Source organism: Porphyrobacter sp. ULC335 (assembly GCF_025917005.1).
GTDB lineage: Bacteria > Pseudomonadota > Alphaproteobacteria > Sphingomonadales > Sphingomonadaceae > Erythrobacter.
On sequence record NZ_CP078091.1, the window covers coordinates 899067 to 925989 of the forward strand.

The following is a 26923-nucleotide window of genomic DNA, read 5'->3' on the forward strand; positions in this document are numbered from 1 at the left end:
GCTTCTTCGTGAGGACGTGCGCCGCCTCAGCGGACGCACTGGATGCGCCCGATTATTTTGGTTCAGCGAGCTTTGTGCGGGCGTCGGCAATAGCGGATACGAGCTCCGGCCTGCTGAAATGGGGCAAGGCCAGTTCCATGATCTCGACCGCCTCGGTGAGCGCCTCGCGATCCGATCCTGCCGACTGGGCACGGAAGAAGCCCCACATGGCAATCAGCGGCACATCGTATAGCGACGGATCGGCATCGAACGCGGCGCGCGCTTGCGCTCCGTCGCCATTTACCATCTGGAAAAGCAGGCTGATGCTGCGTTCATCGGCCCAGGGCTCGCGCGTGGCGAGCGGACGCCCCAAGGCCTTGACCATCGCCTCGGCCGCCGCCGCAGTGGAATAGGGGTTCTGCCCCGTGACCAGCCGTCCGTCGGCGACGACATGGTTCAGCATGATCGGAGCCTCGCTGTAAATGGCCCCCGATCCGCGCAATCCGTTTTCCAAAAGAACCGGGAACGAAGGCGCCCAGCCTTTGCCGAACATGGCTTCTTCCTCGTTCGAGAAGCCTGTGACGGCGCGCCCTTCGAGCAGCGAGGTGCCGTCTTCCAGAGCCACATTCATGAACACGGCAGGCCCGTGACACACAGCCCCGATGACGCCTCCGGCGAGGTAAGTTTCGGCAAGCAGTGTCTTGAGCGGGACACTGATCGGCAAATCGAACATCGCGCCCTTGCCGCCGATGACGAAGATGGCAGCATATTTCTGCTCTCCCAGGCTTGCGAGCGAGCGGGTGTTAGCCAATTCTGCTGCGGCCTCTGGGTCAGCAAGGAAGCGGCTGTTGTACGGCTTCTTGCCGTTGAATTTGTCTGCGACCACCGCACCGCCGGAAGGGCTCGCAATGTCGACCTCGAAACCATTGTCGGTGAAGACGGCCCAGGCCTGGGTCAGCTCGTCCATTTCGAAGCCGGGGCGCGTCTTTCCGTCGTCGGCGCCATTGCCGCTGACGACCAGCAGCACGCGATCATTCCCCGCAGCCATGGCGTGCTGCGGCACGATCATGAGCAGGCCGAGTGTGACTGAGAGCATTGTTGTTATCGGGAACCGCATCTTCTAGCCTTTCGAACATCTGGCGATGCGGCCGCTTTGGCGGATCCGGCGTCATGCCGATGTGAAACCCCGTTTGACGTTCGTTTGACGTTGATTGCGCCAGAAGGCCGTCATGAACTTCGGAGCCGGGCAAATGAGTGACAGCTTCGATATCCTCCTGATTGAGGATAATGCCGACGTTGCAGGCAACATCATCGATTACCTGGAGGCGGTCGGGCACCGGTTGCATTATGCCCCTGACGGAGAGGCAGGATTGCGCGAGGCTCTCATCGCGCCCGTCGACGTCGTGCTGCTTGATCTAGCTTTGCCGGGCCGCGACGGGCTGAACGTCTGCGCCGAAATCCGCCGTATCTCCGATCGCCGCATACCGATCCTAATGCTTACCGCGCGCGACACGCTCGAAGACAAGCTGGCGGGTTTCGCGCATGGTGCCGATGACTATCTGGTCAAGCCCTTCCCGCTCGCGGAACTTGCTGCGCGGGTTGCGGCGCTTGCGCAGCGGCCACTGCTGGGGCAGCCGCACCGGTTTTCGGTCGGCCCTTTGACCATTGACCGCCAGGCGCGCCTCGCGACGAGAGAAGGGCGGGCGCTGCGCCTGACGCCGCTCCTCTGGAAGCTTCTGCTGATGCTTGCCGAAGCCTGGCCCCAGCCGGTCAGCCGGGAGGAAGTGACCTTGCGGCTATGGGGCGACGAGCCGCCATCTTCCGACACGTTGCGCGCCCATGTGCATCTGCTGCGTCAGGTGGTCGACAAGCCCTTTGATGTTCCGCTGATCGAGACCGTGCACAGCTTCGGCTTCCGCCTGAAAGTCGGTCAATAATGGCACGGCGGCACAGCCTGCGCTGGCGGATTGTCCTGACCATTATCGGCAGCGTCGTGGCGACAAGCCTGATCTTCGGTCTTTCCACCTTCATTATTGCCTATTCGATGGAAGACCGGATCTTCAGGGACGCGCTGTCGGACGAGGCCCTCTATCAGACAGATGTCTGGCAACGCACCGACAGGCTCGCACCGGCGCGTAACGCCGATGTCAGAATCTATCTTGCTGGCGAGACCCTGCCGCGGGACATATTTCCGGCATTCAACGACAACCCCGGGCAGACCGAGTTCTTCGGACGCGAAGGGCGTCACTACCATATCCGGCGGTTCGACCTGAATGAAGGGCGACCCGGTGCCGCGCCGGAGCCCGTCGTCGGGGTCATGGAAGTCAGCGACGAACTGCTGGTCCGTCCTTATCGCGAGTCCATCATCGCCTTTCTCGCCGTCGTCAGCCTGATTATCGCAGCCATTATGGCAGGTTTCGGATGGTGGATCGCCAACCGGGCGATGCGGCCGCTCAGCGAGCTTGCCGGGGTTGTGGCGAAGTCGGGGGCGACCGTACCTGTCGTGCAAGCGAGCACTTTCCCGGCGAACGAGATCGGAACGCTGGCAGAAGCGCTGGAACAGGCCTTCAGCCGGATATCGGCGTTCATGGAAAGAGAGCGGGCCTTTACGCGGGACGCCAGCCACGAGCTGCGAACGCCTCTGGCGGTGATCCACGGTGCGGCCGAAGTGATGAGAATCAATGAAGATTTTCCATCACATCTGGCTGAACCCCTGCGACGTATCGAGACCGCATCCACAGACATGGCACTGGCTTTGGATCAGCTACTCTCGCTGGCGCGCGAGAGCGAAGGCGTTCCCAGAGAGTTGGTCCGGTTACGGCCGTTTGTCGACAAGGCAGTGTCCTGGGCAGAGATCCGTTATCCGGCCAGCCGCATCACTGTGTCGGTCGGGGTCGGCGCGGATGCGCAGGGGCTGGTTCACCCGGTCTCTCTTCAGTTGGTGCTCAACAATCTCGTCGGGAACTGCTTCCAGCATGTCGGAATGGGTCGGCTGACAATCGGCTTCGAGGGCGATTGCCTGACGATTTCCGATGACGGGCCGGGTCTGGAGGCAGGTTCTACCCCGCTTGCTCCTTCTGCCAGCGGCATCTCGACCAGCGGCAGCGGCCTCGGGCTCGATATATCCCGGCGCCTTTGCGAAGCGATGGGTGCGGGCCTGACCGTCCGCAGCGGCGTGAGCGGCGATAGGGGCACGCACTTCCGCCTCGATCTTTCCGGGCGCTGAGCCGTGCGGTGCTTCCCGTCAGACCTTGCGCGACAGGCAATTCCTTTCCCACGAGAGGGGGCGGGACAAGAGAATGTCGGCTGCTGTCATTGCCCGGCCAGAGTGTCCCGCTTTACCATCGACCTGGCTGCGGGCGGGAGGTCTGCCGTCCGGCAATCCGTGCGAGGTGATCTGATGTCTCTCTGGCCGAGGGCCTTCGATCTGTTCCTCGCCCTCACACAAGGGGGGCGGCCCACGGGCGGTTAGGTTGCAGCTTGTATCATCAAAGACCGAAAATGGTTGCCGCTTCGTCTTTTCAGGCGGGGGAGACCGAGCCCTCCGCGATCGAACAAAATGCCCGGCTGACTTACGTGCTGGACATCGACGCGGCGCATCAGGACGAGATCAATGCTCTGATCGCACAAGTTCCCGGCGCCAGTTTCTACACCATCCGGTCCAACCGTGACCGGCCGGGCGCGATGCCTGCCGGGCAGCTTTCACATAGGCTCGAACAGGTGCTGCGCCTGATCGGTCAGGGGATGTCCAACAAGACGATCGGGCGGCAGCTCGGGATATCGCACTTCACGGTTCGCAACCACGTTGCCCGTCTGCTGCGCATGTATGATGCGCGCAACCGCGATGAACTGATCGCTTTGACGCAGCCGCATAGACCGGCCTGAACGCGGGCTCATCGGCCTGTTTCCCATGGCCCTTTCACTGGCCCCCCTTCTCCGCTTCTGCAAGCCAAAGGCTGGGCGGAGATTGTCAGATGTGGGGTGACCAGATCACCATCCATGCAAGGCCGCCGCCTGCGAGGATCAGGCTTGCAGCCACCCACAAGCCGCCTGCCATCACGAACTTGGCGGCGGGCGTGCTGCGCTCGGCGCGAAGATAGAGTTCGAGCACGGCAAGAGGGAGGAGATAGGTCGCAAAGCCCCAGACAATATCGAAGGGCCCCGACATGCCCCGGGCGATGCCTAGCCCGCCGGTCGAGATGCCCCAGACCATATAGCCAAGGCGCATGAACCATACCCCGCTGGCGACGATGAAGGTGCGCATCGCCCAGCGTCGGTGCGCTGCGAAGTTGCGCTGCCGTGCCGTCCACCAGGCCATAATTCCGAACCCGATAATCAGGGCCCCATCGATCGAGATTGCGACAGCGCTAGTGATGGCGAGGTAGGATCCGCGCACCCATGTGAGCCACAGGCCGCCGATCGAGAGAAACAGTGCGGTGGCGATGAATATCCGCCCGCTCCAGCGATGCAAGCGCGGCCAGCGCATCCGGATCGCCGGAACAAGTTGCAGCAGCCCGGCGGAGGTCATCACGGCAGCGACGAGCACATGTGCTGCAAAGCTGGCGTTACCGATTGTGTCGCCCGCGAGATAACCGGTGATGTGCTGCTTTGCGTCCCAAGCGGCAAAATTCCCCGCGATGGTGTTCCGGTAGTAGAACAGCAGAATGAAGGTCACGAACAGCATCTGACCCAGTGCCGTTGCAGCGAACCATCCCTTCACTGCCAGATCGAGGTGCCACCGTGCACGTTTGCCTGACGATGATGCAGACCGGGTTGGCTCGGTGAAGGTTTCAGGAGCGTTCATTTCTGGACCTTGCAAGATTGGTATTCAAGGAGCCGTGTTATGCTTGCAACACAGCGGAGTGAATGACCGAAGCCGACAAAGCTTTGTCCGTCACCTTCTGTTTGCGAGAGCCCGCACCTTCTCCAGATGGTGGGGGGCGGGAGGTTTGAAAAACTCGGGATTGCCTTTTGCGTATTGCGCTGGCAATACACCGCAAATGACCCTGGCCGACAGAAACATCCTCCCGGCAACGCGATATTTCCGCCAGTCTGTCGCGGCGGGGATGGTGGTTGGTTTGATAGATCACGCGGCATCGCGCGGCGCGGATCGGCGTTACCTGCTCGCCGTAGCCGGTCTTCCCGCGACCGGAGAAATCGACCCGAACAGGCGCGTGCCGCTTGAACTTTACACTAGGGTTTGGCGCGAAGCGAAACGGCTGTGCAACAACCCCGCTCTCGCCATCGAGCACGCGGTCTCGCATGGTTTTGACAATCTTTCGATCGTCGGCCTCATTGCATATGCCTCAGCCACGATGCGCGACGCCATCGAGCAACTCAACCGGTTTGGCCGTCTTGTCACGGATATCAGCGTTGTCGGAACCGATCGGTTCACGCTCTCGGACGAAAGCGACGGAATCTGGCTGACGGACAACCGGTTGGACGAGCCGCCCTTTCCGGAATGCACCGAGACGACTTTCATCTGGTTCGTCAGGGCCGCCCGCGAACCCGGCGATGCGCCCTATTGCAGTCTGGCGGATGTCACTCACGAGGATCCGGGCACGCGCGCCGCGTTCGAGCGCGCTTTGGGGGCACCCATCCGTTTCGGCGCATCGCGCAATGCCATCCGTATCAGCCGGGCATGGCTTGACTACCGGATCAACCAATACCCCTGCTATGCTTTTAGCGTGTTCTGCTCTCATGCCGACCGCCTCCTTGCGGAGCTCGACGCGAGCCGTTCGGTTGCAGGACAGGTGGAGCGACTGATCCTGCCGATGCTCCACACCGGGAAAGTCACGGCTGAAGACGTGGCGCGGCAACTGAACATGAGCGGTCAGGGTCTTTACCGCGCGCTACGGGGGGAAGGGACCACGTTCGAGGAACTGCTGGCAGAACTGCGCCACAGGTTCGCCAAAGGCTATCTCGCCGAACAGCGGGTGTCGCTGAAAGAGATTGCCTATCTGCTGGGGTACTCGGATGTTTCGGCCTTCTCTCGCGCCTTCAAGCGGCGCGAAGGCGTTTCGCCGGGCGCATATATGCGCGAAGCCACCCCTGATTTCGTCCACTTGAGTAACGCCTGACGGGGCGAAATCCCGTCCCGCAAATCCGCTTCCGTTGAACGGGCCAACCGCAAGGCACTGGCGAAGTTCGCTTGCGGCGATACCTGAACTGGCGATCATTGCGGGACCTGAGTGGTCGGACCCGAGGCCATCGCCTCGTGGCTGACGCAGAGTGTCATGAACTTGTCGGCACAGGTAATTGTGGCACTGGCGCGCTCTGATTACCCATTGCGGCATCTGGGCCTTGCGCGGCATTATGCAATCGTCCCCCGTCCGGGCGATGCATCTTCTGCCCAAAGAAAGGCTGTATCCGATAGCGAGGGTGAGCAGCCTGACATGACAATGAACCTGCGCGCACTGACAGTCTTCATGATTAGCCTGCTAATTGTCAGCTGGCTCTTCCAGATCGTGGCGGTCCATGTGACGGGCGGCCCGGGGTCTGAAGCGATGATCCCATGGCAAATCGCAACGATGTTTATCCCGACGCTCTGGACGATTGTCTACATCGTGGCTTTCAATCGGGAAGCCTGGAAGCAGATCCGGTTTCGTCCCCGCAAGCCGCTCATCCTGATTTTTTCCGGATTGCTGCCGGCGGCTATCGCCTTCGGCGTTGTCACGTTGATGGTCGGGTCAGGTTCTGCTGAGACCAGCTATTTCGATCTGAGCTTGGGCGGCGCTGATGTTGTTGATGGCCCCTGGTTGCTGGGAATGGGGGCGCAGAACTGGGCTTATCTTGCCGCGAATGTCGGGCTGACAGCGCTCTACTTCGCCTGCCTCAACTCCCTCTTTGCATTCGGCGAGGAGTTCGGCTGGCGCGGACTCCTGCAGGACCAGCTGATCGGCCATCTCGGGTTCTTCCGCGGGGTAGCCCTGCTCGGCTTTGTCTGGGCAATCTGGCATCTTCCGATCAATCTTGCGGGCTACAACTTTCCGCATGCCCCTCTTCTGGGCGCACTGATCCTCTTCCCGATCGAGCTTATCGCCATGTCGTTCATCATGGCCTGCTTTACCCGGGCGGGGCGGAGTTTCTGGCCCGCGGTGTTGCTGCATGGTTCTGTCAACGGTGCGGCTCAGGGTCTGGTCGAGAGCCTGACCACGGCTGATGACATCTCTCCGACCGCACCGAAGCTTGTGCAGATTGGCCTGATCGTGCTGGTTGCCATATTGTGCGTCTTGCTCACGCCTAGACACCTGCGCGCTCCGGAAGTCGGAGACCCAGCCCAGAGAGCATGATCCCCGTCGGGCGCGGCATTTCTGAACGGCTGCGCTATGCGCTGGCGTCGCTCTGCAACCAGAAGCCGGATGGCGATGACGAAATGTGTCCTGACCTTGTCGGCTGTGGTCATTGCCGCTTGCCGATGTGGCCAATAACCCTGCGTCCCGAAATCTGCGCGCACAGGAATTTCTTCGATGTCTGCATCCGAGCAAACCATGGCCGAAGCCTGGGAGTCGAATATGTTTCAGGCGCGCATTTCACCAAGTCAGCAATGACACGCCTTCTGTTATCCTGAACCCGGAGAGACGCATGACCATTGAAAGCAACCCGGTTTGGGCCCGGATCTCGGGGTTCCTTTACTTCATTGTTATCGGGACGGGCATCTTCACCTTCATGTACGTTCCTGGGCAGATCATCGTGCCGGACGATGCGGGCGCGACGATTGCCAGCATCCGCTCGCAGGAGTTTCTCTATCGTAGCGGTATTGCGGCCCTGCTGCTCAACCAGATCGCGTTCTTCTTCCTGCCTCTGGCGCTCTATGTGCTGCTCTCGCCCACGAACCCGAAGATTGCGCAGGTCATGGTCCTCGCAGCACTAACAGGCATTCCGCTTGGTCTGGTGAGCGCGATCGAGCGCATGATGGTCCTCAACCTGCTGACTGATGGTGTCGTCGTCGCACCCGCAGCGATCGCCGACTTTGTCGCTGTTTTCCGCGCCGGAGCCAACTGGGCTGTTGCCTTTGCCGGGACCTTCTGGGGGTTGTGGCTGCTGCCTTTTGGATACCTCGTGTTCCGATCGGGCTTTTTGCCGCGGGTCCTCGGCCTTCTCTTGATGGCGGGATGCTTTGGATATTTGATCAACCTGTTCGGCGTGATCCTGGTGCCAGGCTACACCAAGATGACGGTCGCTTCGATCATGAGCCTGCCCGCCTCTCTCGGCGAAATCGGGATCGGCCTGTGGCTGCTGTTGATCGGCGCACGGCCACGCGGCGGACAGATGCAGCCGGCAGGGCAGGGCGCGCAATAGCCGGCCAATTTCGTCCGGATCGGTACAAACACGGGAGGTTTATCTGGAACAGGTGGAAGCCACACGGCTGCTGATTTTCTCTGGCGGTCTGTCGATACTCTTCGCATCGCTCTTGGGATCGGCCATGCTGATCCCGCTGCAACCATGGGGCAAGGGCGCCTTCAAGGGTATCAATTTCAAGCAACTCCTGGCCGCGCATCTGGACTGGGTCATGCTCGGATTGATGCAAGGGCTGGCCGGAGGGTTGATCGCGGTTTTCGGCCTGACCCCGTCGCCCTACGTCGTCTGGACGATGGTGCTGGGCGGCTGGCTCAATCCGCTTCCTTACCTGTTCCGCGCGTTCGGCATTAATGCCTTCGCGCTCACCGGTTCGCTCACGCAACGCCTCGCCGCGTCGCTGGGGGGGATCAGCGCGGCGATGATCATCTTTGCCTGGTTCGTTCTGCTCGGTGCGGCGTGGAACGTCTGGTGATGGCGCCAGTATCAGGGCGCAGGTTAAGCGGACCCGTGAAAAACAAATGCCGGGCCTTGGCATTCGCTCTGCTCGCCACTGCTGCGCCGGTCACGGCACTGGTATCGGCTCAGCCCCTTCTGGCGCATGAGCTCTCAGAGACCAGCTCACCTGATCGGCTTTCTGCAGACACCGATATGGAGCTGCCGGGAGGTGCCCGCTTCGTGGCGCCCAAAGGGTGGTCCTTCAGAAATGTCGAAGGCGGCGTGGTTCTGACCGCACCCGAACAGGGATCCGACATTGCCATTTTGAGCCGGGGCGAGGCTGATGCGGCGGCCGCGGTTGCCGCTGCCTGGGCGGCTTACAGGCCCGGTCTCGTACGTTCCGGCGAAGGCCAGAACCGCACCGCCCGCGAAGGCTGGGATCGAACTATCCGGTTCCAGTATGACCCTCCGGAGGGAGAGCCGAGAACCGTTCTGGCCCTCGCTCTGGCGAAAGGTGAAGGCTGGACCGTCCTCCTCTACGATGTCAGCGAGGCGGTGGCAGAGCGCCGCGATGCCCAGCTCGAAGTGATCTTCAATTCGCTTCTTCCGCGCGGATATGTGCGCGAGACTTTCGCAGGGCGAAGTGCTCGGCCGCTCGATCAGGACCGCGTCGCCAAGCTTACCGGAATGATCGAGACCGCACGGCAGGAATACGCCATTCCGGGCGTGGCACTGGGCCTGATCCAGGATGGCAAGGTTGTCTTTGCGGGCGGCTTCGGCGTGCGTGAGGCCGGGGGATCCGAACCGGTCGACGCGAACACGCTGTTCAACGTCGCGTCGATCGGCAAGCCCTGGACCACATTGATGCTGGCGAAGCAGGTCGCGGATGGCCGGTTTTTCTGGGACAGTCCGGTCCGTTCCCTGTGGCCGGAATTTGCGATCGGCAACGCGAAGACGACAGATGCCGTCCGGGTCAGGCATCTGGTTTGCGCGTGCACTGGAATGCCGCGCAACGACTATGGCTGGTTGTTCGAGGGTGAGAATTCGTCTCCGGAGTCCGTCATGGCGACCTTGGCGCATTCGCAGCCGACCAGCGAATTTGGCGACACGTACCAATATTCCAATATCATGGCGGCAGCCGGCGGGTTCTTCGGAGGGCACATGCTTTATCCGAATGAAGAACTGGGCGCGGCCTATGATCGGGCCATGCAGGAGCTGGTGTTCGACCCGCTGGAGATGACCTCGACCACCGCGGATTTCGCGCGTGCAATGGCCGGCAATCACGCAAGCGGTCATGCGCTGGATGTTGATGGCAAGATCCAAATCGCCAGCCAGGGCATCAATCTCGCTTCGATCTCCACCCGCCCTTCGGGCAACCATTGGAGCAATATCACCGACATCCTGAAATACTTGCAGATGGAGCTGGCGGGAGGGCTGCTGCCGGACAGAACGCGGTACATTGATGAAGGTGCTTTGCGCGTGCGGGCACTGCCGCAAGTCACCGAGGGCCTCAACGAGCACTACGGTATGGGTCTCAAGATCGATCGCCAGTGGGGCGTCACGGTGATCCACCATGGCGGCACTACCGCCGGGTATCGCGCCCATATGATTTGGCTGCCCGACCACAACGTCGGGGCCGTCATCCTCGTCAATTCGGACACCGGCGGGAACCTGCGCAGCGCGTTCCGGCGACGGTTGCTCGAGCTGTTGTTCGATGGCGAACCCACTGCCGATGCGGATCTCGCGCGGTTCGCAGTGCTCGACCGCGAAGCGGTCGCGAGCGAGCGCGCAAGCCTTACGGTTCCCGCCGATCCTGCTGCGGTTGCCGCACTTGCACGGGACTACCGGAGCAAGGATCTCGGCGACCTCCGTGTCTACGAGGAGGCTGGCCGCACCTGGTTCGACTTCGGGGGCTGGAAAAGCGAAGTCGCCACTTCGAAGGGTGAGGACGGCAGCATTTCATTCATCACCATTTCGCCGGGAACGAGCGGTTTTGTATTCGAGCCTGCCAGCGAAGATGGACGGCAAGTGCTCATCACACGCGAGGCCCAGAGCTCCTACAGCTTCGAGGAGGTCAGGTGATCCGGCTCCCTGACTGCCGGCACGATTGCGGCATCGTCGGATTGCTCAACAACATTCGACGCACGGACAGCGGTAACCGGAGCAGCACTCAAACGGGCCGCAACTCCGCAAGGGCAATGGAGCGATAGCGGCGCGCGATCGGGATTACGCGCCCGTCCTTCAGCCTGATCTCATGGTCCCCTCCCTCCCGGGCCATGACCTCGCTGACAGCGTACCTGTTCACCAACCATGACCTGTGGGTGCGCACAAAGCCGAAAGATCTCAACTCTTCGGCGGTTTTCCGCATTGCCGCGCGAACAAGCAGAACCCTGCTGTCGGACAACTCATACTCGACATAATTGCCGGCAGATTTGACGGTAAGTATCATCGCGGCAGGAACGCGGACGAAGCCGGCTCCCTGCGGGATCGCGATCTCACTGTCGGCCGGATTGGTGACCTCGGGGTGCGCCTTGCTTTCGCGGCGCACCACACCGGAAAAGTACCAGAACACCGCCGCGAATATGAGGTATGCGACAGCGTCCTTGCGATACTCGTAAAGCAACTCCGAGGGCTGAAAGCGATAGGTCTCGCCGGCAAATGCATGCACCCCGAACCTGAGCGCGACCATCAACCCGACATGGACAAGGGAATAGATGATGCTGGCTGCGAAATGCACCGACAGTGCCTTGCGCCAAGCTACCTGGCCGGGTCTGGCGACCTTGATGGCATAGCCAACAACAGGGCACGCAGCGAGCGCCCCGAAAGCGCTCGATGCTTCCCAAAGGGCAAAATGCCAGAAGGGCACCACACGCCCTTGCCTGCTCGCATCACTCACTGCCGAAAAGGTATTGCTAGTGTTCATGAGGATGAGGAACACCGCGATCGTTAGCAGCGCCTTTTTCCAGGCAACGCAGCCATTCGGACCGATGAGCGCTCCGTTGGCGGCAGCGCCTTCCCGCTCGTCACGAGAATCGAACCGTTCGAACCAGCGCAGCTTCCTGATGGCAGAGAATGCGGACATCGAAACGGGCAGCATCCATTTCAGCGTGTGTGGCCTGTTCCATGACAAATCATCTGCAGCGAGGCAATCGCCCGCATCTTATGCGTCGCCAGTTGCTTGAGGGCATGGCAGTCCTGCCCCTCGCCCTCAATTCCCCGCTCGCACTGGCCCAGCCGGCCATTTCGCAAACCTCCTGGGCATCGGGTCGCGCTTGGAATCGATTGCGCGTTGCACTTGGAGAGAAGCTTTTCCCTGTTGTCTTGCCCGATCTGGCAGGCGAGGCGGGAAAGCGCCTGCTCTCGAATCCCGTAGCTGTCGGTGACGAGGCGGGGCTCACACAGAGTTCAGGCTGGATCGATGCCTGGCAATCAGCGCCGAGCGCCTATGCGGCAAGGGTCCGCGATGCGCAGGATGTTGCGCGGATAGTCAGGTTTGCCAGGGAAAAGGGCGTGCGACTTGTGATCAGGGGCGGTGGGCATAGCTACCACGGCACATCCTGCGCACCAGACTCCCTGATGCTCTGGACACGCGGGCTGGACGGCATCGAGCTTCATGATGCATTCGTGCCTGCAGGTAGCGAAGCGGCACCGGTACCGGCGGTGTCGCTGGGAGCAGGCTGTATCTGGGGGGCTGCCTATGATGCTGTTACACGACAGCATGGGCGCTATGTCCAGGGCGGCGGTTGCACGACCGTCGGTGTGGCCGGCCTGATCCAGGGCGGCGGTTTCGGCAACTTCTCAAAAGCGTACGGCATGGCTGCGGCGAGCCTGCTCGAGGCCGAAGTCGTTACAGCTGACGGGGCAATCAGAATTGTGAACGCCGCCCGTGACCCTGACCTCTTCTGGGCGCTCAAGGGTGGTGGAGGGGGGACATTCGGTGTCGTTACCCGAGTCACCCTGCGCACGCATGATCTGCCATCGACATTTGGCGCGATCCGCTTCACGATCCAGGCACGAAACGAGAAGGCATTCCGGGGCCTGATCGATCGGTTTCTCGTCCATTATCGTGATCGGCTTTTCAATCCGCATTGGGGAGAGCAGGCCATCTTCACGCGCAGCCGCAAGCTGATCGGCGAAATGGTGTTCCAGGGGCTGAGGGAAGAAGAGGTTCGCGCTCACTGGGCGGACTTTATGGACTTTGCGGCATCTGACCAAGAAGCGTTCGAGCTTGTCGATCCCCTTACCATTTTCATCACACCGGCCCGGCTCTTCTGGGATCCGGACAACATGAACCGTCTGATTCCCGGGGTCATGACCAGTGATACGCGCAGCGATGTCGGTGCATCGGCTTTCTGGTGGACGGGCGATGGAGAGCAGGCAGGGCAGTTGCATCATGGCATGCAGTCCATGTGGCTTTCGCAAAAACTGCTCGAGTCCGATGCACGCGTTTCGCTCGTCGATGCCTTGTTCGCTGCGTCCCGCATCTGGTCGGTTTCGCTGCATTTCAACAAGGGGATCGCCGGAGGAAGCGAATTCGCGCGCGCCGCCTCTGCTGAAACTGCAATCAACCCTGACGCTGTCGACGCCTTTTGTCTCGCGCTGATTGCGAGCAGTGGCTCGTCCTCGTACCCTGGCGTCCTGCCGCGACCCGACCTTGATGGTGCACGACAGGACGCGGTGGCAGTGAAGGGCGCGATGCAGGCCCTGCGCAAGGTCTCTCCGGAGGCAGGCTCGTACCTCTACGAGAGCGATTTTCATCTCGCCGATGCCGGGAACCGGTACTGGGGGAAGCATGCTGAGCGGCTCAGGCAGCTAAAGCTGCAGTATGATCCGACAGGCCTGTTCAGCGTGCATCACGGGACCGGCTCATGATTTGGAGGTGGCTGATGGCACTGGTTCGAGAGGCCTGCGTCTCGCCGGACTGACCGCCTCGCATGGCGGGCAACCTGTTGCCGTGCGACACAAGGGGCGCGAGAATGGTCGAGAAATTCTCGACAGGCACTGTGTCCATCGCAAGCTTGCGACTGCGCGGTTTAGCTGTGTGAACCTTCTGGCTGGTCAGCAGATCTGGTCCGGTCTGCGAGCATCTGGAGCGAGGTAAGGTGGCCTCTGAACGCCTTGGTACCGGCCGTTGTCGCAGCAACCCATGTGCGCTGCCGACCATTCGCCTTTGCCTTGGTCAGGTGCACATAGCCAGCCTCGTTCAGCGCAGCGAGGTGCTTCGACAACAGCGAATCGCTGATGCCGAGCATGTCGCGCAGCGTAGCGAACTCCGCGTCCGTGACATCGGACAGCAAAGCCATCAATTGCAACCGCGCGAGCGGATGAATGAGCGGATCGAACCCCGAAGCGCTAATGGTCCTGCTCCACAAGTTGGGAGCGATAGCGTTTTTCCCAGATGATGCTGGCGCCGGTCGAAAAGGCGAAGGTCATAAGCCCGAGCAGCGCGGGCGCCCACACCAGACCCATGCGGCTGCGGAGAAAGACAGCGGCGAACAATGCCGACAAGCTCACGACGATTATTGTAAGCGTCACCGGGCGCGTTTTGCCGCGCTGGTAGCCGCTGATGAACATACCGTCGCGCTGCCGGTCCCGGGCGGCGATGAGAGCGGTAGCGGCAAGGCACAGCCCGACGACAACAAGTGGCCAGCGACCCGGCAGTGCCCAGCCTGCCACAATTCCACCCATCACGATGCCGAATGCCGCATGTCGGAGCAGGGACCACCGGGCGCGATCGGCGAGATCGGATCGGACCCGAGCAACGGCATCGAGGCCAGCGGCTGCATCATCCACTTTCATACCTGCCTATCCACCCGCGCTTCACTTTCCAATCTGGAAAACAATCGTTGACCTGTAGGCGGAAATCAATCATTTTCCAAAATGGAAAGTGATTTTAACTGTGAGGCTGTTGTGCTGATTGAAGTGATCTGGGTCATCGTGATGCTGGCAGCGGGCGCGGTGTGGGTGCGCCGCGATATGGCCGAATTCCGACGCTTTGTGAGGATCAAGGACAGCCTGTCGCGGCAGCGCACTTACGGGCGCTGGATCGCGACCACCTTTGCGTTTTTCACCTTTGCCAGTTTCGTCAGCCTCTGGCTGGCGGGCGGCCTCGTGCCTTTTGATCCGTTTCCGCAGGCGTTCGATCAGGCAAATGCTATGCTCAAGTTGCCGGATCGGCCCGTCACGCCGGAAATGCTCTTTGGCATGGCAATCGGCGTTTCCATAAATGTCGCGATCTTCGTGTTGGTACAGCGGTTGCGGGATAAGAAGAGCGCAAGGGATACCGATGACCAGTCGCCGAATGACGTTGACGCCCTGATCCCGCGCAATGGGCGCGAGGCGTTGTATGGCATCGCGCTGAGCATCAATGCAGGCTTCAGCGAAGAGCTGTTCTTCCGGCTCGCGCTGCCGCTTCTGATGTTGCACATCACGGGGTCGCTGCCCTTCGCTTTCGTGTTTGCGGCACTCTGCTTCGGGCTCGCGCATGCCTATCAGGGCGTCCGCGGAGTCCTTGCCACGATGTTCGCGGGCGGAATCCTTACCCTCGTCTATCTCCGGACCGGCTCGCTGCTGCACGTGATGCTGCTGCATGGTGCGATCGACATTGTCGCCCTGTTCGTGCGCCCTTGGGCGCGCCGTGTACTTTCGCCCAAAAGTGCCGCGCCGCTTGCTTCCCATCACAAAAGTGAGGCTGATGCTGCTTGAGCCTCAGAGCGCATAGGGGAGGGATGTTATCGACCTGTGACCGCCCTTTCCCGCGGTTGAATTGCCAAACGCGCAAACTGTACTTTCCGCTGGGCGGGCAATTGGGTTGGGTGCAGGTAGGAAGTACAAGCGCATGGCCGCAATGCCCACAATGTGCCATAATACCTGTGCCAGTTGTGGCGTCGCGGCTCACCCTCGGCGTTTGTGCAGCGGCTTGTGTTGCCTGCTTTCCGGAAGCCGAAGTTCAGCAAACGACCCCAGAGAGTGCAAAACAAACCAGATGGTCTGATAGAGGCTAAGAATTGACAATCAGACAGGTGGATCAATCAGCAGTTGAAGCCCAAGCTCCTTCAATCTTTCCACCGCCCTTGCCGGGTCAGCAAGCTTTTCGGGGTAGGAAAGGCCGCTGATCGGAACAGCCAGGCCGCTGAGGCCCAGCACGCGTTCAATCTGAAGCACTGCACCGATCGCAGTCATGTGCGTCTGGCCAAGTGGATCCACAAGTGTCCCGGTTTCGCGAGCCTCTGATCCATCCGCGCGCTTGCCTGCTGCCGTAATCTGGACCTCGTGCGGGGCGCCCGGTCCCGGGTTGAACAGCAGCGAACGGCGAAGGCTGTCGAAGAGCGGAAGGGAAAGGACCGACCAGATCCCGCTGCCGACCATGAACCGCATGAAGCCCATCACCTTGGCATCATCATATGTGACGCGAGACGCGACTGTCGGTATGCCCAAGTCTCCCGGCAACGTAACCTGATCCGGCGTATCGAAGCGAACCGCCGTGAAGGTTCTTCCGCCAGAGAAAGCAACCTGCTTGGGATCGGACAACGGCATCTTCTTGACGGACTTGCCGCCAATCGAGACTGTGAACGGCACCCGAAGGCGATCCGCATATTCGAACGAATTCGGCCCTGCCTTGTCCTTCAGCGCGAACAGGACATCGAATTCCAGCTGTTCGACACGATCGAACATGCTTGCGAGATGCGCGGAGACTGTTGCCACCACCCCTGCCATCCAGCCTGATGCCAGCAAGACCGGCTGCGATGGTTTCCGCGCCCGGACATAGTCGCCCGCGTGCACCATGCGCTCGGTCCAGCGGGTGATGTCGATATAGGCGATATTCCGGTCCAGCGCCGCGCGCAGCAGATTGTTGCTCGCGTCATTGGCGACCGCCAGGATCAAGTCCGGCATGGCCTCCAGGCCGCAGAGTGGATCGGCATCCTCGATGTCGATCCGGCACGCAATCGACGCCGGGATATTGCTGGCCAATGCCGCAGCTTTCTCCAAGGATCGCCCCGCCAGCCATAGCTCCACTGAAGGATGCTCGCGCGCCATGATCTCGGCGATCTGTTCACCAACCACACCATAGGCACCGACGATCAAGAGCCGCGAGGGCTTGCCCCGGCTTGCTTCACTCATTGTTCAATCCTTGGTTCTTCGTAAGGGCGATACGGCCGAAAAGAGGGGCGAGCACGGCCAGCATCAATCCGACGGAGAGGGGCCCCCACACCGCCTGCGCAGGCGGTAGGGGCAATGCGAGTGGCAGGGTCGTGACCATGTCCCAGAACCACATGCCCAACAGGAACAGGCCGAACCGCCCGGCCCAGTCCGAACGGCCGGCGGTCGCCATCGCGAACACCGCGATCCAGCCAGCCGCCGCGATTCCATTGGCGATGGCATGCGGGCCCAGGACAATCGCAGGCAACGCGCTATCCGCGAAATCACCGCGCCAGACCGAGAATGCCGACCAGGCAAAGACCAGAGCGAAAGCGATGCACGCATAACGCGACCAGCCTGGCACGACGCCGCTAGCGGCGGCGCCGAACCGCCGGTCCAGTGCCAACCCGATGGCCAGCTGGATCAGGACGACCGCGCTGCCCCAATAGAGGAAGCCGTCAGGCAAGGGCATGTCGAGCGGCCAGGTGGTCAGCACGTCGAACCACATCATGCCCGCGAGCACGAAAACCACTCGGCCGGCCAGCGGCGCGAGTGATGTGAAGGTCAGCGCCAGGGCCATGGCCCATCCAAGCGCCGAGAAGCCGTTCGCCACGGCTTCCATCCGGACCATCGGGCCGACAAGTCCGATCGTGTCGAAAGCTCCGCGCGAAATCGAACGGACCGTGTCGGTATAGCTGAAGACTTGGAGCAGCATGAAAAACTGGCACAGGCGCAGGCCGAGCGGTGAGAACATGGAAGTCTCTCCTCTTGCAGGATTGGATCAGCCCAGGCGTTCCGCAATTGCGCGGGCCGCAACGACCGAGAAGGCAATGATGGTCAGCGAGGGATCGACGCTGGGCGGGAGGGGCAGCACGCTCGGATCGGCGACGAACAGGTTGGGCACCTCGTGCGCTTCGTGGTTCGATTTGACCACGCAGCGGGCCGGATCGGGGCCCATGCGCAGGGTCCCGGCCGGGTGTGGCCCGCCCCACAGCGCAGTTCCGCCGGAAATGTCGAGCGTATCCAGCATGCCGATCTGTTCCGGCCCCTTGATCCGCGTCCCGGGAATATCGGGCACGATCACCTCGCGCGCGCCGGAGGCGAAGAGAAGCGCGGCCTGCTTCTTCAAGGCATCGCGGGTCTTGAGCAGGTCAACCCCGCGCACTTCGTAATGATAAGAAGCCCGGCCATAGCTATCGATCGCCATATATCCCGGCAGCTCATCATCAATCCATGAGACCGCACTGCCGATATTGGGCAACTGCTCAAGCAGGCTGCCGAGGTCCTGACCGATGCCGGGGAGCGTCACAGCCAGGAATTCGGCCTGGATCTGATTGGGATGGAGAAGGTAGCCGCCCTCAATATAATTGCCCGCCGCATCGTAGCGCGCGAGGCGGAACTGGGCCGTTCCCGTTGCTGTCGGGATATTCTCCCACAGGTTGATCGGCTCGTCGTACAAGGCGTAAAGATAGGGGCATGGATTGACGTAGAGATTGCGGCCCACCTGCCCGCTACTGTTGGGCAGTCCTGCCCGCAACCATACTGCCGCTGACGAGAAGCCCCCCGCAGCCAGCACAACCGCACGCGCATTCACGCGCAGCACCGGCCCCTTGGGAAGCCCGGTGGCCCGATCGAGGATCCGCGCTTCGATGCCGTTGGCCGCGCCCTTGCTGTCGCGGCGGATTGCGGTGACTTCGGCGTCGGCAAAGATGCGGACCCCGGCGTTCATTGCGCCCGGCACGCTGGTCACCAGCGCCGATTGCTTGGCGTCGTAAGAGCAGCCCTGATAGCAGTGGCCGCTCATCGCGCAGCCGCGCCGCGCCTGCGGCACGCCTTCGACATGCCATCCCAGCTTCTTCGCGCCCTCATCGAACAGCTGGTTCATCCGGTTGTAGTATTCGGACCCGGCCAGATGGACATTCAGGTCGCGCTCGATCCGGTCGAAAATCGGGGCCAGCGTGTCGTGCTCGTGTCCTTCGACACCCAGCTGCTCGTAAAGCTCAGCCCGGTCCTTGGGCAGGCGCCAGCTGTCAGCCCAGTAGTGGACGCTCGCACCACCGACGCAGTTGCCGTACATCAGCGAAATCTCGCCGCTCGACGTCGCGCCAAGGCCTCTGCCGCCGTCGATCCGTGCCAGCATGTTGTCGCTGCGCTGATCCAGATCGCCGCGCGCCGCCGTGTAATAGCCACCACGCTCGACGACGATGACCTTGTAGCCCGCCGCCGCGAGATCCTGTGCGACCGTCATGCCGCCGAACCCCGAACCGATGATTGCCACGTCGGCCTGTTCATTCAGATCGCCGCGGACCTGGTCGTGTTCGATGATCATGGTTGCAACCCCTTCTTCTGGCCAGGTCCGAGGTTTGCGATGCGGTTGCCGCCTTCGAACAGCTTTTCGGGCATTTGCGGACCCGCGTAGCCGAGGCCGGGCCAGGTCCGGTCGTCGGTGAAATAGAAGAACACGACCAGAAAGCGGATGCCTGCATAGGCCGCGCGCACGACGCCCGGCCCACCGGCTGCGCATTGCTTCAGAAATTTCAGCTGATCCCCGGTCCCGAGCGCCGAAAAACGGGCGCCGAAGCCCTGCGTAAGCGGGAGATATTCCAGCAAGGTGAGCGACGCCTTGATGTCCGCCGCCAGCGTGTTGTCGTGGTGCAGGGACAATTCGCGGTCGATACGTGCCGCCGTCATGGTCTGGACCACACTCGGGCCACCGGGAAGCGGCGCGATCATCGCTGCCGCGACCGCGCTGAGGATCCCGAATTCGGCAATGTCGAGCACCACCGGCTCGAACCCGCCGCCAAGCGCCCGGTATTCCGCATCATCCCCGCCAAGCGTGACGTATCCGGCCACCAATGACGCCGCCACCGCCGCGCCGCCGACACCAAGAAAGCTGCGTCGCGAAAGAACTCCGGCCCGACTCATGGGCAGCCCCCTTATAGGTCAAGTAACCAACGAAATCGCGATCTGGATGCCCGATAAGGCAAAACTCGATCATCACTTGACTCGTAATGTGTCATATGACCTAAATGCAAGCGAATTTTGAAGGGGAGGTTGATATGGCAGGAATTCAATATTTTCGGCGGCTGTTGATCGCATCGGCGGCGAGCGCAATTCCACTGGGTGCCGCCTCGGCACAGGTGCAGCCCGATGCACCGGCTGACGTGACTGTCGCGGAAAATGTCGAGCAGGAAGCCGGGGTCGAAGAGATCGTGGTTACGGCCCAGTTCCGCTCGGAAAGCTTGCAGGACATACCAATCTCGATTTCGAGTGTCGGGGGCGAATCTCTCGCCAGTAGCGGTGTCACCGACCTCACCGGCATCTCGGCGCAGGTGCCGGGGCTCTATCTTTCAAGCTATTCGACGATCTCGCCGCAGCTCTATATCCGCGGGGTCGGATCGAACGATGACGGGATCACCGCAGAGGGCGCCGTTGGCGTCTATCTCGACGGAATATATGTCGGGCGCGCCTCGGCCGCCTTGTTCGACCTCTACGATATCGACCGGGTCGAGGTTCTGCGCGGCCCTCAGGGCACGCTTTACGGACGCAACACCAATGGCGGTGCGATCAGGATCGAGACCACCAAGGCGGGACCGGAGACGCGGGCTGCAGTGGAGCTGGGGGTCGGCAATTTCTCGCAGCGCACAGCCCGGGGCACGATCAGCGGCCCGTTGTCGGACACGGTCTTTGCCAAGGTTTCCGCTGCCTACAAGGAGCGGGATGGATGGTCGCGCGACGAGACGACCCAGCGCCGGCTGAACGACGAGGACAGCTTCAGCATCCGCGGCCAGTTGCGCTTCGAGCCTTCAGCGGATTTCGAGGCGACCATCAGTGCCGATATCGCGCGTGACCGGCCTGGCAGCACCTTCAAGGAAGTGGTCGCCGGGACCCTGTTCGACCTTTATCGCGAAAGCCCAGACCGCTTCACCGGCAGCTATGACCTGGTCGATGCCTTTATCCGCCGCGACATCTTTGGCCTGTCAGGCCAGTTCAGTTGGGACGTGGGCCCTGCAACCCTGACCGCGCTGACCGGTTATCGCAAAACCGACATTGCCTATACCGAGGACTACGACAGCACGCCGTTCCCCGTTGTCCATGTTGATACCGTTCAGGAAGCCAGGCAGTTCACGCAGGAGGTCCGACTGGTATCGCACGAAGGGGATCGCGGCTTTTCGTGGATTGTGGGGGGCTTCTTCCTCGATGAACGCGGCCAATCCGACGACGAATTCATGCTGTCGTTCTTTGAAATTCCCGACGAGCTGACGGACGCCCGCACAAAGACGCAGAGCGTCGCCATGTTCGGCGAGCTCGGCTACCGCTTCTCGGACCAGCTAAAACTCACTGCCGGGCTGCGCTATTCGAACGAGCGCAAGCGCATCGCCATCACCCGCACCTACGAACTGCTCGATGGCAGCACGTTCGACTTCATTCCGCTGACTGAAAGTTCCGTGAGCTTCGATGATCTCTCGCCGCGGGCGATCCTCGAATATTCGCCCGCAGACGACGTGCTACTCTATGCCAGCGTGACACGCGGCTTCAAGAGCGGCGGTTTCAACAACTTCCCCGGTGATCGGGTGGCCGCGCAAACTGCCTTCCGGCCGGAGACGATCACGGCCTATGAACTCGGAACCAAGACCACTCTGTTCGACCGGCTGGTCCGCTTGAACGGTGCCCTTTTCCAGTACGACTATTCCGATCTGCAGGTGTTCGCCCCGATCGATACAGGCGGACAACTGCCGCTGGTGCAGATCACCAATGCGGCGCGCGCGCGGATCAGGGGCGGGGAGGTGGAGCTGCGGATCGCGCCGACACGCGCCCTGACGTTCGATATCAACTATGCCCACCTCGTCTCTCGCTATCGTGAATTCGACTTTGGCGGGATCGATCTGGCGGGCAATTCCCTGCCGCGCGCGCCGCGAAATACCTTGTCATTGGCTGCAGAATGGTCGCCGCAATTGGACAACGGCTTGGAACTCAGTCTGCGCGGCGAATATGTCTACAGCAGCAATCTTTTCTTTACGCCGTTCAATGATCCGGACCTGTCGACAGGGAATGTCGGCCTGTTCAATGCGTCGCTTGGCGTCACGTCACCCGATGGTCGCTGGCGGGTGTCGCTGTTCGGGCGCAACCTCACTGACGAGGTGTACCTTGCCCATGGTATCGACGCTCTTGCCGAAAACTTCGATCTCAAGACCGCCCAGTTGGCCGCTCCGCGCCAGTATGGTATCGTCTTGAGCTGGAAATACTGACCGGAAAAAAGGGCGTTGCAGGTTGCCAGGAGCAGAGAAAAGCCCATCGACCCGGCCCGGCACAGCGGTACGTGAAAAGGGCCAGCGCCGGGTCGAGGAGATCCTCGACATAGCGACGAACCTGATCATCGCAGACGGTTATGGCCCCGTCACCATGCGCGGTATCGCCGATGCTGCCGACATCCGGCTGAGCAATCTGCAATATTATTTCCGGACCAAGGAAGACCTTCTGGCTGCGCTGCTGCAGCGGGCCATCGAAGCTTATCAGGTTGCGTTGGAAGCCGCGGGTCGGCGCAGCCGGGGGAGCCCGCAGGCTAGGCTGCGGCAGATCATCGAATATCTTCTGCGTGATCAAGAAACCAAGGCGAGCTGCCAGATCTTCTGGGAGATGTGGGCTCTTGCAGGGCGGGACCCGGCGATCGCCAAGATCATGGATCATTACTATGATTATTATATCGAGGAGATCGCATCGGCCATCGCGCAGGTCTCTCCCGGCCTCGGCAAACGCAAGGCAAAGCGTCAGGCCGGCCTGATCGTTGCGCTGATCGAGGGCGCATCGCTGTTGAGAGGTTACGGCAAGCGACGGCGGTCCGCACTCGCCGGGTTTGAACGTGCGATCGAAGAGTTGTGCCAGCAGCTGGCCAAGGACGAGCTTACGCAATGATGATCCGCGACCTGAAGAACCTGAAGCCGCCCGAAAGCTGGCGAACCGGTGCGTTTGACTCTTGGCCTCATTCGAGCGCGCAACCAAGGCGGGCCAGCTGATCTTCGAGCGGGGTCGATGACAGAAACAGCGCCGCGACCGGTTTGCGCAAAGAAGGCGCTACATTGGCGGTCATGGCCCTGACAAATTCGATGGACCTGGCAGGTGTCTGAGTTGCGTTGCTCCGGACTGCCATGTGCCGGAGCGCCTCAATGACGGGCTGGTCGCCAAGCTTTGACCGAGCGCAGGCAAAGACCAGAGTGGCGCGCGAATACATGTCTTCGCTGGCTTCCGCATCAATCAGTGGTGCAACCGGCTGATCCAGGTCGAGCCTTGCCTGCCGATAGCGATCCCATTCAAACTGGACCAGCGCTTGCACTGCTCCCTTGCCTAAGCGCCGCTCGATCATGACGAGTTCGGCATATTTCGCCAGCGACTCGACCAGAAAGCCGCGTTCTTCGGGAATCCCGTGGCCAAGCAGATGTCCGAACCACTGGTGCGCGGTCTCATGCGCGGCGCGGCGATAGACCTGGCTGAAACCGGCTCCGGGCTCCGGATGGGCGAGAAAGCCCAGCCGGTGCGATATCTCCATGATCTGGGGATAGGCGTAGCCGCTTGGCCCGATGTCCGGAATGGCGACAAGCCGCAGGGTATTGCCCGGGTAGGGGGCGATGTCACGGCCCAGCCACGCCAGCGTATCACGCATTGCCTGAAGGTTGGGATCATCGTCCCTCAGGCCTTCGGGCGAATAGGTTTCAATCTTCAATGGACCGGCTGACCAGATCTGCGGTTTCCAGGGAACGGTATAGAACACCGGGAGGTTCCGAATTGGCCCACCTGTCCTATACTGGAAGTAGCTGCGTCCCTGCCTTTGCCAGCGGCTGATGCGATCACCCTGCGCGACCACGTGAAGATCGCTGTCGGTAGTGACAATTGCGTCCAGCTTCACGAGGTCGCTAAGAAGCGAACCAGTCGGCGGGGAGGGCAATGCCGACGGGGGAAGCAGCGTGAGCGGAGGCAGGCCCTGCTGCTGCCGCGTGAGAGGATCGCGGAGCGTCAATTCGCGCCTGAAACCGATCACCGGCAATATTGCGTGGACTGGCACGCTGCTGAATGATGGACGCAGTACGAAGGGGAAAGAGGCAGCTTCGATTCCTGACTGGGTCAGCACTGTACCGAAGTCGAGATCGACTGTGCCGCCGGGTGCAAGCGGACGGTGAAGCCGATAGATCGTCTGGCCGAGTGCAACGTCCCGCCGAAGGATCGAAGCATTACCGAGCGTGATGGTGCTGCCCTGATAGAAACGGTTCCGGCCGACCAGAATCTCGGTGATCGGGCCAGCGGTGCGATTGATGAGGCGAAGCCGGGCGCGGACGCTGACCCGGCCTTCGCGCGGCCGGAAATCGACCTCAGCGCCGATGTGCTCAATCTCTGGCTGCGGGCGCTGCAGCCACACCGCGTAACGGCGCTCGTAATCGGCACGTTGCTTTGCCCGCGCTTCTGACGATACCAGCAGACCTTCATTCCGCAGTTCCCGATCAACCAGGTTGCCCTGCCAGGCAGCCAGCCCCACGAGCGCAGCCGCCAGCAATGCCACAGGGTCGCGCATGACGCGGCGCAGCGATGTCTGGCGAAACGGGAGGGTGCGGTGATGCGAGGCAGTCGCGAGGCAAGCCACAGCAACGCATGCCGGCACCCAGAACAACAGATATTGGGTGTGGCCGGACAGGCTGCCTTCGAACCCCCAGTAATGGTCCGGTGCGGACAAGGGGGTGAACAGCGGGCGCCAGAGCGGGTGTTCAAGCCCCAGTCGAGGGGCAAGGCTGGTGAAGCCGAGCACGGCTAGGAGCAGGCACGCAAGGTTCGCCACAAACCGCAGGCGAACAAGAGCATGCAGTGCGGCAAAAGCTGCGCCCATCAGCAACCAGGCGGGAAGCGAATAGCCAAGCTGAAGAACGAACTCGATGGGCTGTATGACCGATCCGTTGAGCCATTGCGCGATGACCACGCTTATCCCGCCAACAGCCAGGAAGAAGGCGGCAATACACCACAGGCTTGCAACCTGGACTGCCATCAGGCGCGCTGGACGATGCGGTGTGGCCGCGTAGAGTTCGTGCATCCGCGTGGCCGGGTACATCCGGCAGACCCTGTCAGCGGCGTAGAGAAGCAGCAGTGCCCCTGCGATCGGCACGACATCCCACATCACACGGTTGAGCGCATCGCGGCTGTCAGGCAGAACACGCGAAAGTTCTTCGGCGTAATCCGGTCCGGCAAAAGCTTCGGGCAGGATGATGGCGGTCCAGCCTGCAACCATAAGCACAAAAATCCGGTCGCGCAGGACGTATCGTAAATGAAGCGCAAGGCTGCTGTACCCGCCATAATCGAACCAGCGGATACGAAACTGGCTCATGTACCCGACTGCTCGGGCTATGGGCCCGCTGGCTTTGGTGTCCTGCTCGGTCTGGTTGGGCCTGTCCCGGATCCCTCTCAGCAACAGGAAGCAGATCGCCAGCCATAGGACCCTGCTCACCGCCACATTCACCTCACGCGAGTGCAGTGGCCCGCTTTGCGGCATGGCGCTTATCATTGTGGTGGCGCCATAGGGATCGAGCACCATCATGGCCTGCCAGAGCTTGGGGAATACCACTTCGCTTCCCGCAATGAGCGGCAGGCCGATCAGGCTGGCGATCGCCAAATAGGCAATCCACCCGATTGCGGCCGCAGCATAGAGGAACCCGCTTCCCCCTTTACGGCATGCTACCCACGCCAGAGCGCTTGCCCAGACGAGGCACGAGGGCAGGTGCAGGACCATCAGCCACAGTGCCGAGTGGCCGACCATCGACGACACATGACCCGGATGCTCATCGGCAAGCACGGCAACAAAGCCAAGCTGCGCGATCAGACATGCGCCGGCCAGAAGCAAAGTGAAGTTGCCAAGGCGCATAAGCAGCCATTGGCGTAACGTAATCGGATAGGCCCCGAACAATTCCGCCATGCCGTGGTCACTCTCGCGCAGGTAGTAAAGCGAGCCCAGAGCGCCGGCGAGGAACGGCAGGATAAAGGCTGGAATAAACAAATTGATCCGGAGCAGCGCTGCAACGGCCGGTGTGCCCGGGTCTGCCGGGCTGCCATCGGCGATGATCAGGCTGAAGCCAGCCGTGATCGCCAATGCGATCCACACCAGCGGGTTGCGTGATTGCAGGCGCCATTCGTTGCGCCATTGCAGCTGGTTCAGCATGTTGCTGCCTGCGCCCGGCGCAGTTCATCGAAATAACGATCTTCAAGGGTGGGTTGCACGGCGGCAAATCCGGCGCCTGGATTGGTCATGCTGCGATAGCGGTGGATCGGCGCGCCGCGACGGAAAGCGGAGTTCAGCAGCACGGCGTCAGACGCGGGAGCCGCGAGGGATTGTCCTTCCCAGATGGTTCCGGCCATGTCCCCGACCAGCGCGTCGGTGGATCCGCGAGCGACGATCCGGCCGGCTTGGATAATGGCGACTTCGCTGCAGAGTTGCTCGACATCGTCGACGATATGGGTGGAAAGCAGCACGATCCGATCAGCGCTCAACTGGCTGAGCAGATTGTAGAGGCGCAGCCGTTCCTCCGGATCGAGCCCGGCGGTGGGTTCATCAAGGATGAGCAGGTCGGGATCGCCCAGTAACGCTTGCGCGATGCCGAAGCGCTGGCGCATCCCGCCGGAGAACTTGGTGACGGGCCGCGACGCATGTGCCGCCAAGTTGGTCAGTTCGATAAGGCTGTCGATCTGACGCGCGGTTGTGACATCATCCGGCAGTCCCTTGAGTACTGCCATGTGGCGCAACAGTGCTCTGCAACCAATATAGGGATAAGCGCCAAAGGATTGGGGCAGGTAACCAAGCCGCCGTCGCAAGGCGAAGGGGTCGGCAAGGACGTCGATGCCAGCAAAGCTGATGCTTCCCGCGTCCGGCAACTGCAGACCTGCGAGCGTCCGCATGAGAGTGCTCTTGCCCGCACCATTGGGGCCAAGCAGGCCGAACATGCCGGGTCCGAGCACAAGATCGAGCCCGTTCAGGGCAAGCAGATTGCCGCGGTACGTCTTTCTCAGATTGCGAATTTCAAGCATGGGTTCTCCGCCAGCA

Annotated in this window: 23 protein-coding genes; 12 read left to right on the top strand and 11 right to left on the bottom strand. The window is 61.5% G+C overall.

Translation table 11 applies throughout. The features are described 5' to 3' along the window. Window positions 1-52 precede the first annotated feature (52 nt). Complete coding sequence (locus KVF90_RS04380; RefSeq protein WP_264393634.1) at window positions 53-1075, bottom strand: type 1 glutamine amidotransferase domain-containing protein; 1023 nt, start codon at window positions 1073-1075, stop codon at window positions 53-55. 133 nt (window positions 1076-1208) lie between these two features. Here KVF90_RS04380 and KVF90_RS04385 point away from each other — a divergent pair, with 133 nt between their 5' ends. The 3 genes from KVF90_RS04385 to KVF90_RS04395 all read left to right on the top strand — a co-directional run bounded on the left by KVF90_RS04385 (window position 1209) and on the right by KVF90_RS04395 (window position 3864). Next, entirely contained in the window at window positions 1209-1916 is a 708-nt protein-coding gene (locus KVF90_RS04385; protein ID WP_264393635.1) for a response regulator transcription factor, read from the top strand. Next, window positions 1916-3205 carry a sensor histidine kinase gene (locus KVF90_RS04390; protein ID WP_264393636.1) on the top strand — a complete coding sequence of 430 codons (1290 nt, stop codon included), beginning with the start codon at window positions 1916-1918 and terminating at the stop codon, window positions 3203-3205. The genes KVF90_RS04385 and KVF90_RS04390 overlap by 1 nt, the downstream gene beginning before the upstream one ends. Window positions 3206-3480: 275 nt before the next feature. Next, complete coding sequence (locus tag KVF90_RS04395; RefSeq protein ID WP_264393637.1) at window positions 3481-3864, top strand: response regulator transcription factor; 384 nt, start codon at window positions 3481-3483, stop codon at window positions 3862-3864. An 85-nt stretch (window positions 3865-3949) separates the two neighbouring features. On the opposite strand, the gene KVF90_RS04400 is transcribed toward KVF90_RS04395, so the two are convergent. Further along, on the bottom strand, window positions 3950-4783 hold the full coding sequence (locus KVF90_RS04400) for a DUF2306 domain-containing protein (RefSeq protein WP_264393638.1): 834 nt from the start codon (window positions 4781-4783) through the stop codon (window positions 3950-3952). A 196-nt stretch (window positions 4784-4979) separates the two neighbouring features. Here KVF90_RS04400 and KVF90_RS04405 point away from each other — a divergent pair, with 196 nt between their 5' ends. The 5 genes from KVF90_RS04405 (at window position 4980) to KVF90_RS04425 (ending at window position 10797) form a co-directional block, all read left to right on the top strand. Next, entirely contained in the window at window positions 4980-6059 is a 1080-nt protein-coding gene (locus tag KVF90_RS04405; protein WP_264393639.1) for an AraC family transcriptional regulator, read from the top strand. A 111-nt stretch (window positions 6060-6170) separates the two neighbouring features. Beyond that, window positions 6171-7271, top strand: a complete 1101-nt coding sequence (locus KVF90_RS04410; RefSeq protein ID WP_264393641.1) for a CPBP family intramembrane glutamic endopeptidase — start codon at window positions 6171-6173, stop codon at window positions 7269-7271. 292 nt (window positions 7272-7563) lie between these two features. Continuing rightward, entirely contained in the window at window positions 7564-8280 is a 717-nt protein-coding gene (locus KVF90_RS04415) for a DUF4386 domain-containing protein (protein ID WP_264393642.1), read from the top strand. Window positions 8281-8404: 124 nt separating this feature from the next. Beyond that, window positions 8405-8752, top strand: coding sequence for a hypothetical protein (locus KVF90_RS04420; protein WP_264393643.1), 348 nt, complete (start codon window positions 8405-8407; stop codon window positions 8750-8752). Further along, window positions 8752-10797, top strand: coding sequence for a serine hydrolase domain-containing protein (locus tag KVF90_RS04425; protein WP_264394667.1), 2046 nt, complete (start codon window positions 8752-8754; stop codon window positions 10795-10797). Before KVF90_RS04420 ends, KVF90_RS04425 begins: the two co-directional genes overlap by 1 nt. Before the next feature lie 88 nt (window positions 10798-10885). On the opposite strand, the gene KVF90_RS04430 is transcribed toward KVF90_RS04425, so the two are convergent. Beyond that, window positions 10886-11797, bottom strand: coding sequence for a LytTR family DNA-binding domain-containing protein (locus KVF90_RS04430; protein ID WP_264393644.1), 912 nt, complete (start codon window positions 11795-11797; stop codon window positions 10886-10888). A gap of 41 nt (window positions 11798-11838) precedes the next feature. On the opposite strand from KVF90_RS04430, the gene KVF90_RS04435 reads away from it, so the two are divergent. Next, window positions 11839-13587 carry an FAD-dependent oxidoreductase gene (locus KVF90_RS04435; protein WP_264393646.1) on the top strand — a complete coding sequence of 583 codons (1749 nt, stop codon included), beginning with the start codon at window positions 11839-11841 and terminating at the stop codon, window positions 13585-13587. Window positions 13588-13748: 161 nt separating this feature from the next. On the opposite strand, the gene KVF90_RS04440 is transcribed toward KVF90_RS04435, so the two are convergent. Together KVF90_RS04440 and KVF90_RS04445 are read right to left on the bottom strand one after the other, a co-directional pair. Beyond that, window positions 13749-14018: a transcriptional regulator gene (locus tag KVF90_RS04440; protein WP_264393647.1), complete on the bottom strand. Its 270-nt coding sequence runs from the start codon at window positions 14016-14018 to the stop codon at window positions 13749-13751. A gap of 49 nt (window positions 14019-14067) precedes the next feature. Next, a complete protein-coding gene (locus KVF90_RS04445) occupies window positions 14068-14514 on the bottom strand; it encodes a hypothetical protein (RefSeq protein ID WP_264393648.1) in 447 nt (148 codons plus the stop codon). Between the two features lie 81 nt (window positions 14515-14595). Here KVF90_RS04445 and KVF90_RS04450 point away from each other — a divergent pair, with 81 nt between their 5' ends. Continuing rightward, window positions 14596-15420, top strand: coding sequence for a CPBP family intramembrane glutamic endopeptidase (locus KVF90_RS04450; RefSeq protein ID WP_264393649.1), 825 nt, complete (start codon window positions 14596-14598; stop codon window positions 15418-15420). A 309-nt stretch (window positions 15421-15729) separates the two neighbouring features. Here KVF90_RS04450 and KVF90_RS04455 read toward each other — a convergent pair whose 3' ends face one another. The 4 genes from KVF90_RS04455 to KVF90_RS04470 are packed head-to-tail and all read right to left on the bottom strand — an operon-like array spanning window position 15730 to window position 19779. After that, on the bottom strand, window positions 15730-16836 hold the full coding sequence (locus KVF90_RS04455) for a saccharopine dehydrogenase NADP-binding domain-containing protein (protein WP_264393650.1): 1107 nt from the start codon (window positions 16834-16836) through the stop codon (window positions 15730-15732). Next, window positions 16829-17608 (bottom strand): hypothetical protein, encoded by a 780-nt coding sequence (locus tag KVF90_RS04460; RefSeq protein WP_264393651.1) that lies wholly within the window; start codon window positions 17606-17608, stop codon window positions 16829-16831. The genes KVF90_RS04455 and KVF90_RS04460 overlap by 8 nt, the downstream gene beginning before the upstream one ends. Window positions 17609-17635: 27 nt before the next feature. Then, the gene (locus KVF90_RS04465) at window positions 17636-19183 is read right to left on the bottom strand and encodes a GMC family oxidoreductase N-terminal domain-containing protein (RefSeq protein ID WP_264393652.1); all 1548 of its coding nucleotides are present in this window, start codon (window positions 19181-19183) and stop codon (window positions 17636-17638) included. After that, window positions 19180-19779, bottom strand: a complete 600-nt coding sequence (locus KVF90_RS04470) for a hypothetical protein (protein ID WP_264393653.1) — start codon at window positions 19777-19779, stop codon at window positions 19180-19182. Before KVF90_RS04470 ends, KVF90_RS04465 begins: the two co-directional genes overlap by 4 nt. A gap of 134 nt (window positions 19780-19913) precedes the next feature. Between KVF90_RS04470 and KVF90_RS04475 the strand changes: the two genes are divergently transcribed. Together KVF90_RS04475 and KVF90_RS04480 are read left to right on the top strand one after the other, a co-directional pair. Next, window positions 19914-22103, top strand: coding sequence for a TonB-dependent receptor (locus KVF90_RS04475; RefSeq protein WP_264393654.1), 2190 nt, complete (start codon window positions 19914-19916; stop codon window positions 22101-22103). Between the two features lie 22 nt (window positions 22104-22125). Continuing rightward, entirely contained in the window at window positions 22126-22767 is a 642-nt protein-coding gene (locus tag KVF90_RS04480; RefSeq protein ID WP_264393655.1) for a TetR/AcrR family transcriptional regulator, read from the top strand. Between the two features lie 67 nt (window positions 22768-22834). On the opposite strand, the gene KVF90_RS04485 is transcribed toward KVF90_RS04480, so the two are convergent. Beyond that, window positions 22835-26044 carry a hypothetical protein gene (locus KVF90_RS04485; RefSeq protein ID WP_264393656.1) on the bottom strand — a complete coding sequence of 1070 codons (3210 nt, stop codon included), beginning with the start codon at window positions 26042-26044 and terminating at the stop codon, window positions 22835-22837. Beyond that, the gene (locus KVF90_RS04490; RefSeq protein ID WP_264393657.1) at window positions 26038-26907 is read right to left on the bottom strand and encodes an ABC transporter ATP-binding protein; all 870 of its coding nucleotides are present in this window, start codon (window positions 26905-26907) and stop codon (window positions 26038-26040) included. Before KVF90_RS04490 ends, KVF90_RS04485 begins: the two co-directional genes overlap by 7 nt. Between the last annotated feature and the right edge of the window lie 16 nt (window positions 26908-26923).

Coding starts and splice junctions, on each gene's coding strand:
- KVF90_RS04380 (WP_264393634.1), bottom strand. CDS start 1,075: ATGCTCTCAGTCACACTCGGCCTGCTCATGATCGTGCCGCAGCACGCC.
- KVF90_RS04385 (WP_264393635.1), top strand. CDS start 1,209: ATGAACTTCGGAGCCGGGCAAATGAGTGACAGCTTCGATATCCTCCTG.
- KVF90_RS04390 (WP_264393636.1), top strand. CDS start 1,916: ATGGCACGGCGGCACAGCCTGCGCTGGCGGATTGTCCTGACCATTATC.
- KVF90_RS04395 (WP_264393637.1), top strand. CDS start 3,481: ATGGTTGCCGCTTCGTCTTTTCAGGCGGGGGAGACCGAGCCCTCCGCG.
- KVF90_RS04400 (WP_264393638.1), bottom strand. CDS start 4,783: ATGAACGCTCCTGAAACCTTCACCGAGCCAACCCGGTCTGCATCATCG.
- KVF90_RS04405 (WP_264393639.1), top strand. CDS start 4,980: ATGACCCTGGCCGACAGAAACATCCTCCCGGCAACGCGATATTTCCGC.
- KVF90_RS04415 (WP_264393642.1), top strand. CDS start 7,564: ATGACCATTGAAAGCAACCCGGTTTGGGCCCGGATCTCGGGGTTCCTT.
- KVF90_RS04420 (WP_264393643.1), top strand. CDS start 8,405: ATGCTGATCCCGCTGCAACCATGGGGCAAGGGCGCCTTCAAGGGTATC.
- KVF90_RS04425 (WP_264394667.1), top strand. CDS start 8,752: ATGGCGCCAGTATCAGGGCGCAGGTTAAGCGGACCCGTGAAAAACAAA.
- KVF90_RS04430 (WP_264393644.1), bottom strand. CDS start 11,797: ATGTCCGCATTCTCTGCCATCAGGAAGCTGCGCTGGTTCGAACGGTTC.
- KVF90_RS04435 (WP_264393646.1), top strand. CDS start 11,839: ATGACAAATCATCTGCAGCGAGGCAATCGCCCGCATCTTATGCGTCGC.
- KVF90_RS04440 (WP_264393647.1), bottom strand. CDS start 14,018: ATGGCTTTGCTGTCCGATGTCACGGACGCGGAGTTCGCTACGCTGCGC.
- KVF90_RS04445 (WP_264393648.1), bottom strand. CDS start 14,514: ATGAAAGTGGATGATGCAGCCGCTGGCCTCGATGCCGTTGCTCGGGTC.
- KVF90_RS04450 (WP_264393649.1), top strand. CDS start 14,596: ATGGAAAGTGATTTTAACTGTGAGGCTGTTGTGCTGATTGAAGTGATC.
- KVF90_RS04455 (WP_264393650.1), bottom strand. CDS start 16,836: ATGAGTGAAGCAAGCCGGGGCAAGCCCTCGCGGCTCTTGATCGTCGGT.
- KVF90_RS04460 (WP_264393651.1), bottom strand. CDS start 17,608: ATGTTCTCACCGCTCGGCCTGCGCCTGTGCCAGTTTTTCATGCTGCTC.
- KVF90_RS04465 (WP_264393652.1), bottom strand. CDS start 19,183: ATGATCATCGAACACGACCAGGTCCGCGGCGATCTGAATGAACAGGCC.
- KVF90_RS04470 (WP_264393653.1), bottom strand. CDS start 19,779: ATGAGTCGGGCCGGAGTTCTTTCGCGACGCAGCTTTCTTGGTGTCGGC.
- KVF90_RS04475 (WP_264393654.1), top strand. CDS start 19,914: ATGGCAGGAATTCAATATTTTCGGCGGCTGTTGATCGCATCGGCGGCG.
- KVF90_RS04485 (WP_264393656.1), bottom strand. CDS start 26,044: ATGCTGAACCAGCTGCAATGGCGCAACGAATGGCGCCTGCAATCACGC.
- KVF90_RS04490 (WP_264393657.1), bottom strand. CDS start 26,907: ATGCTTGAAATTCGCAATCTGAGAAAGACGTACCGCGGCAATCTGCTT.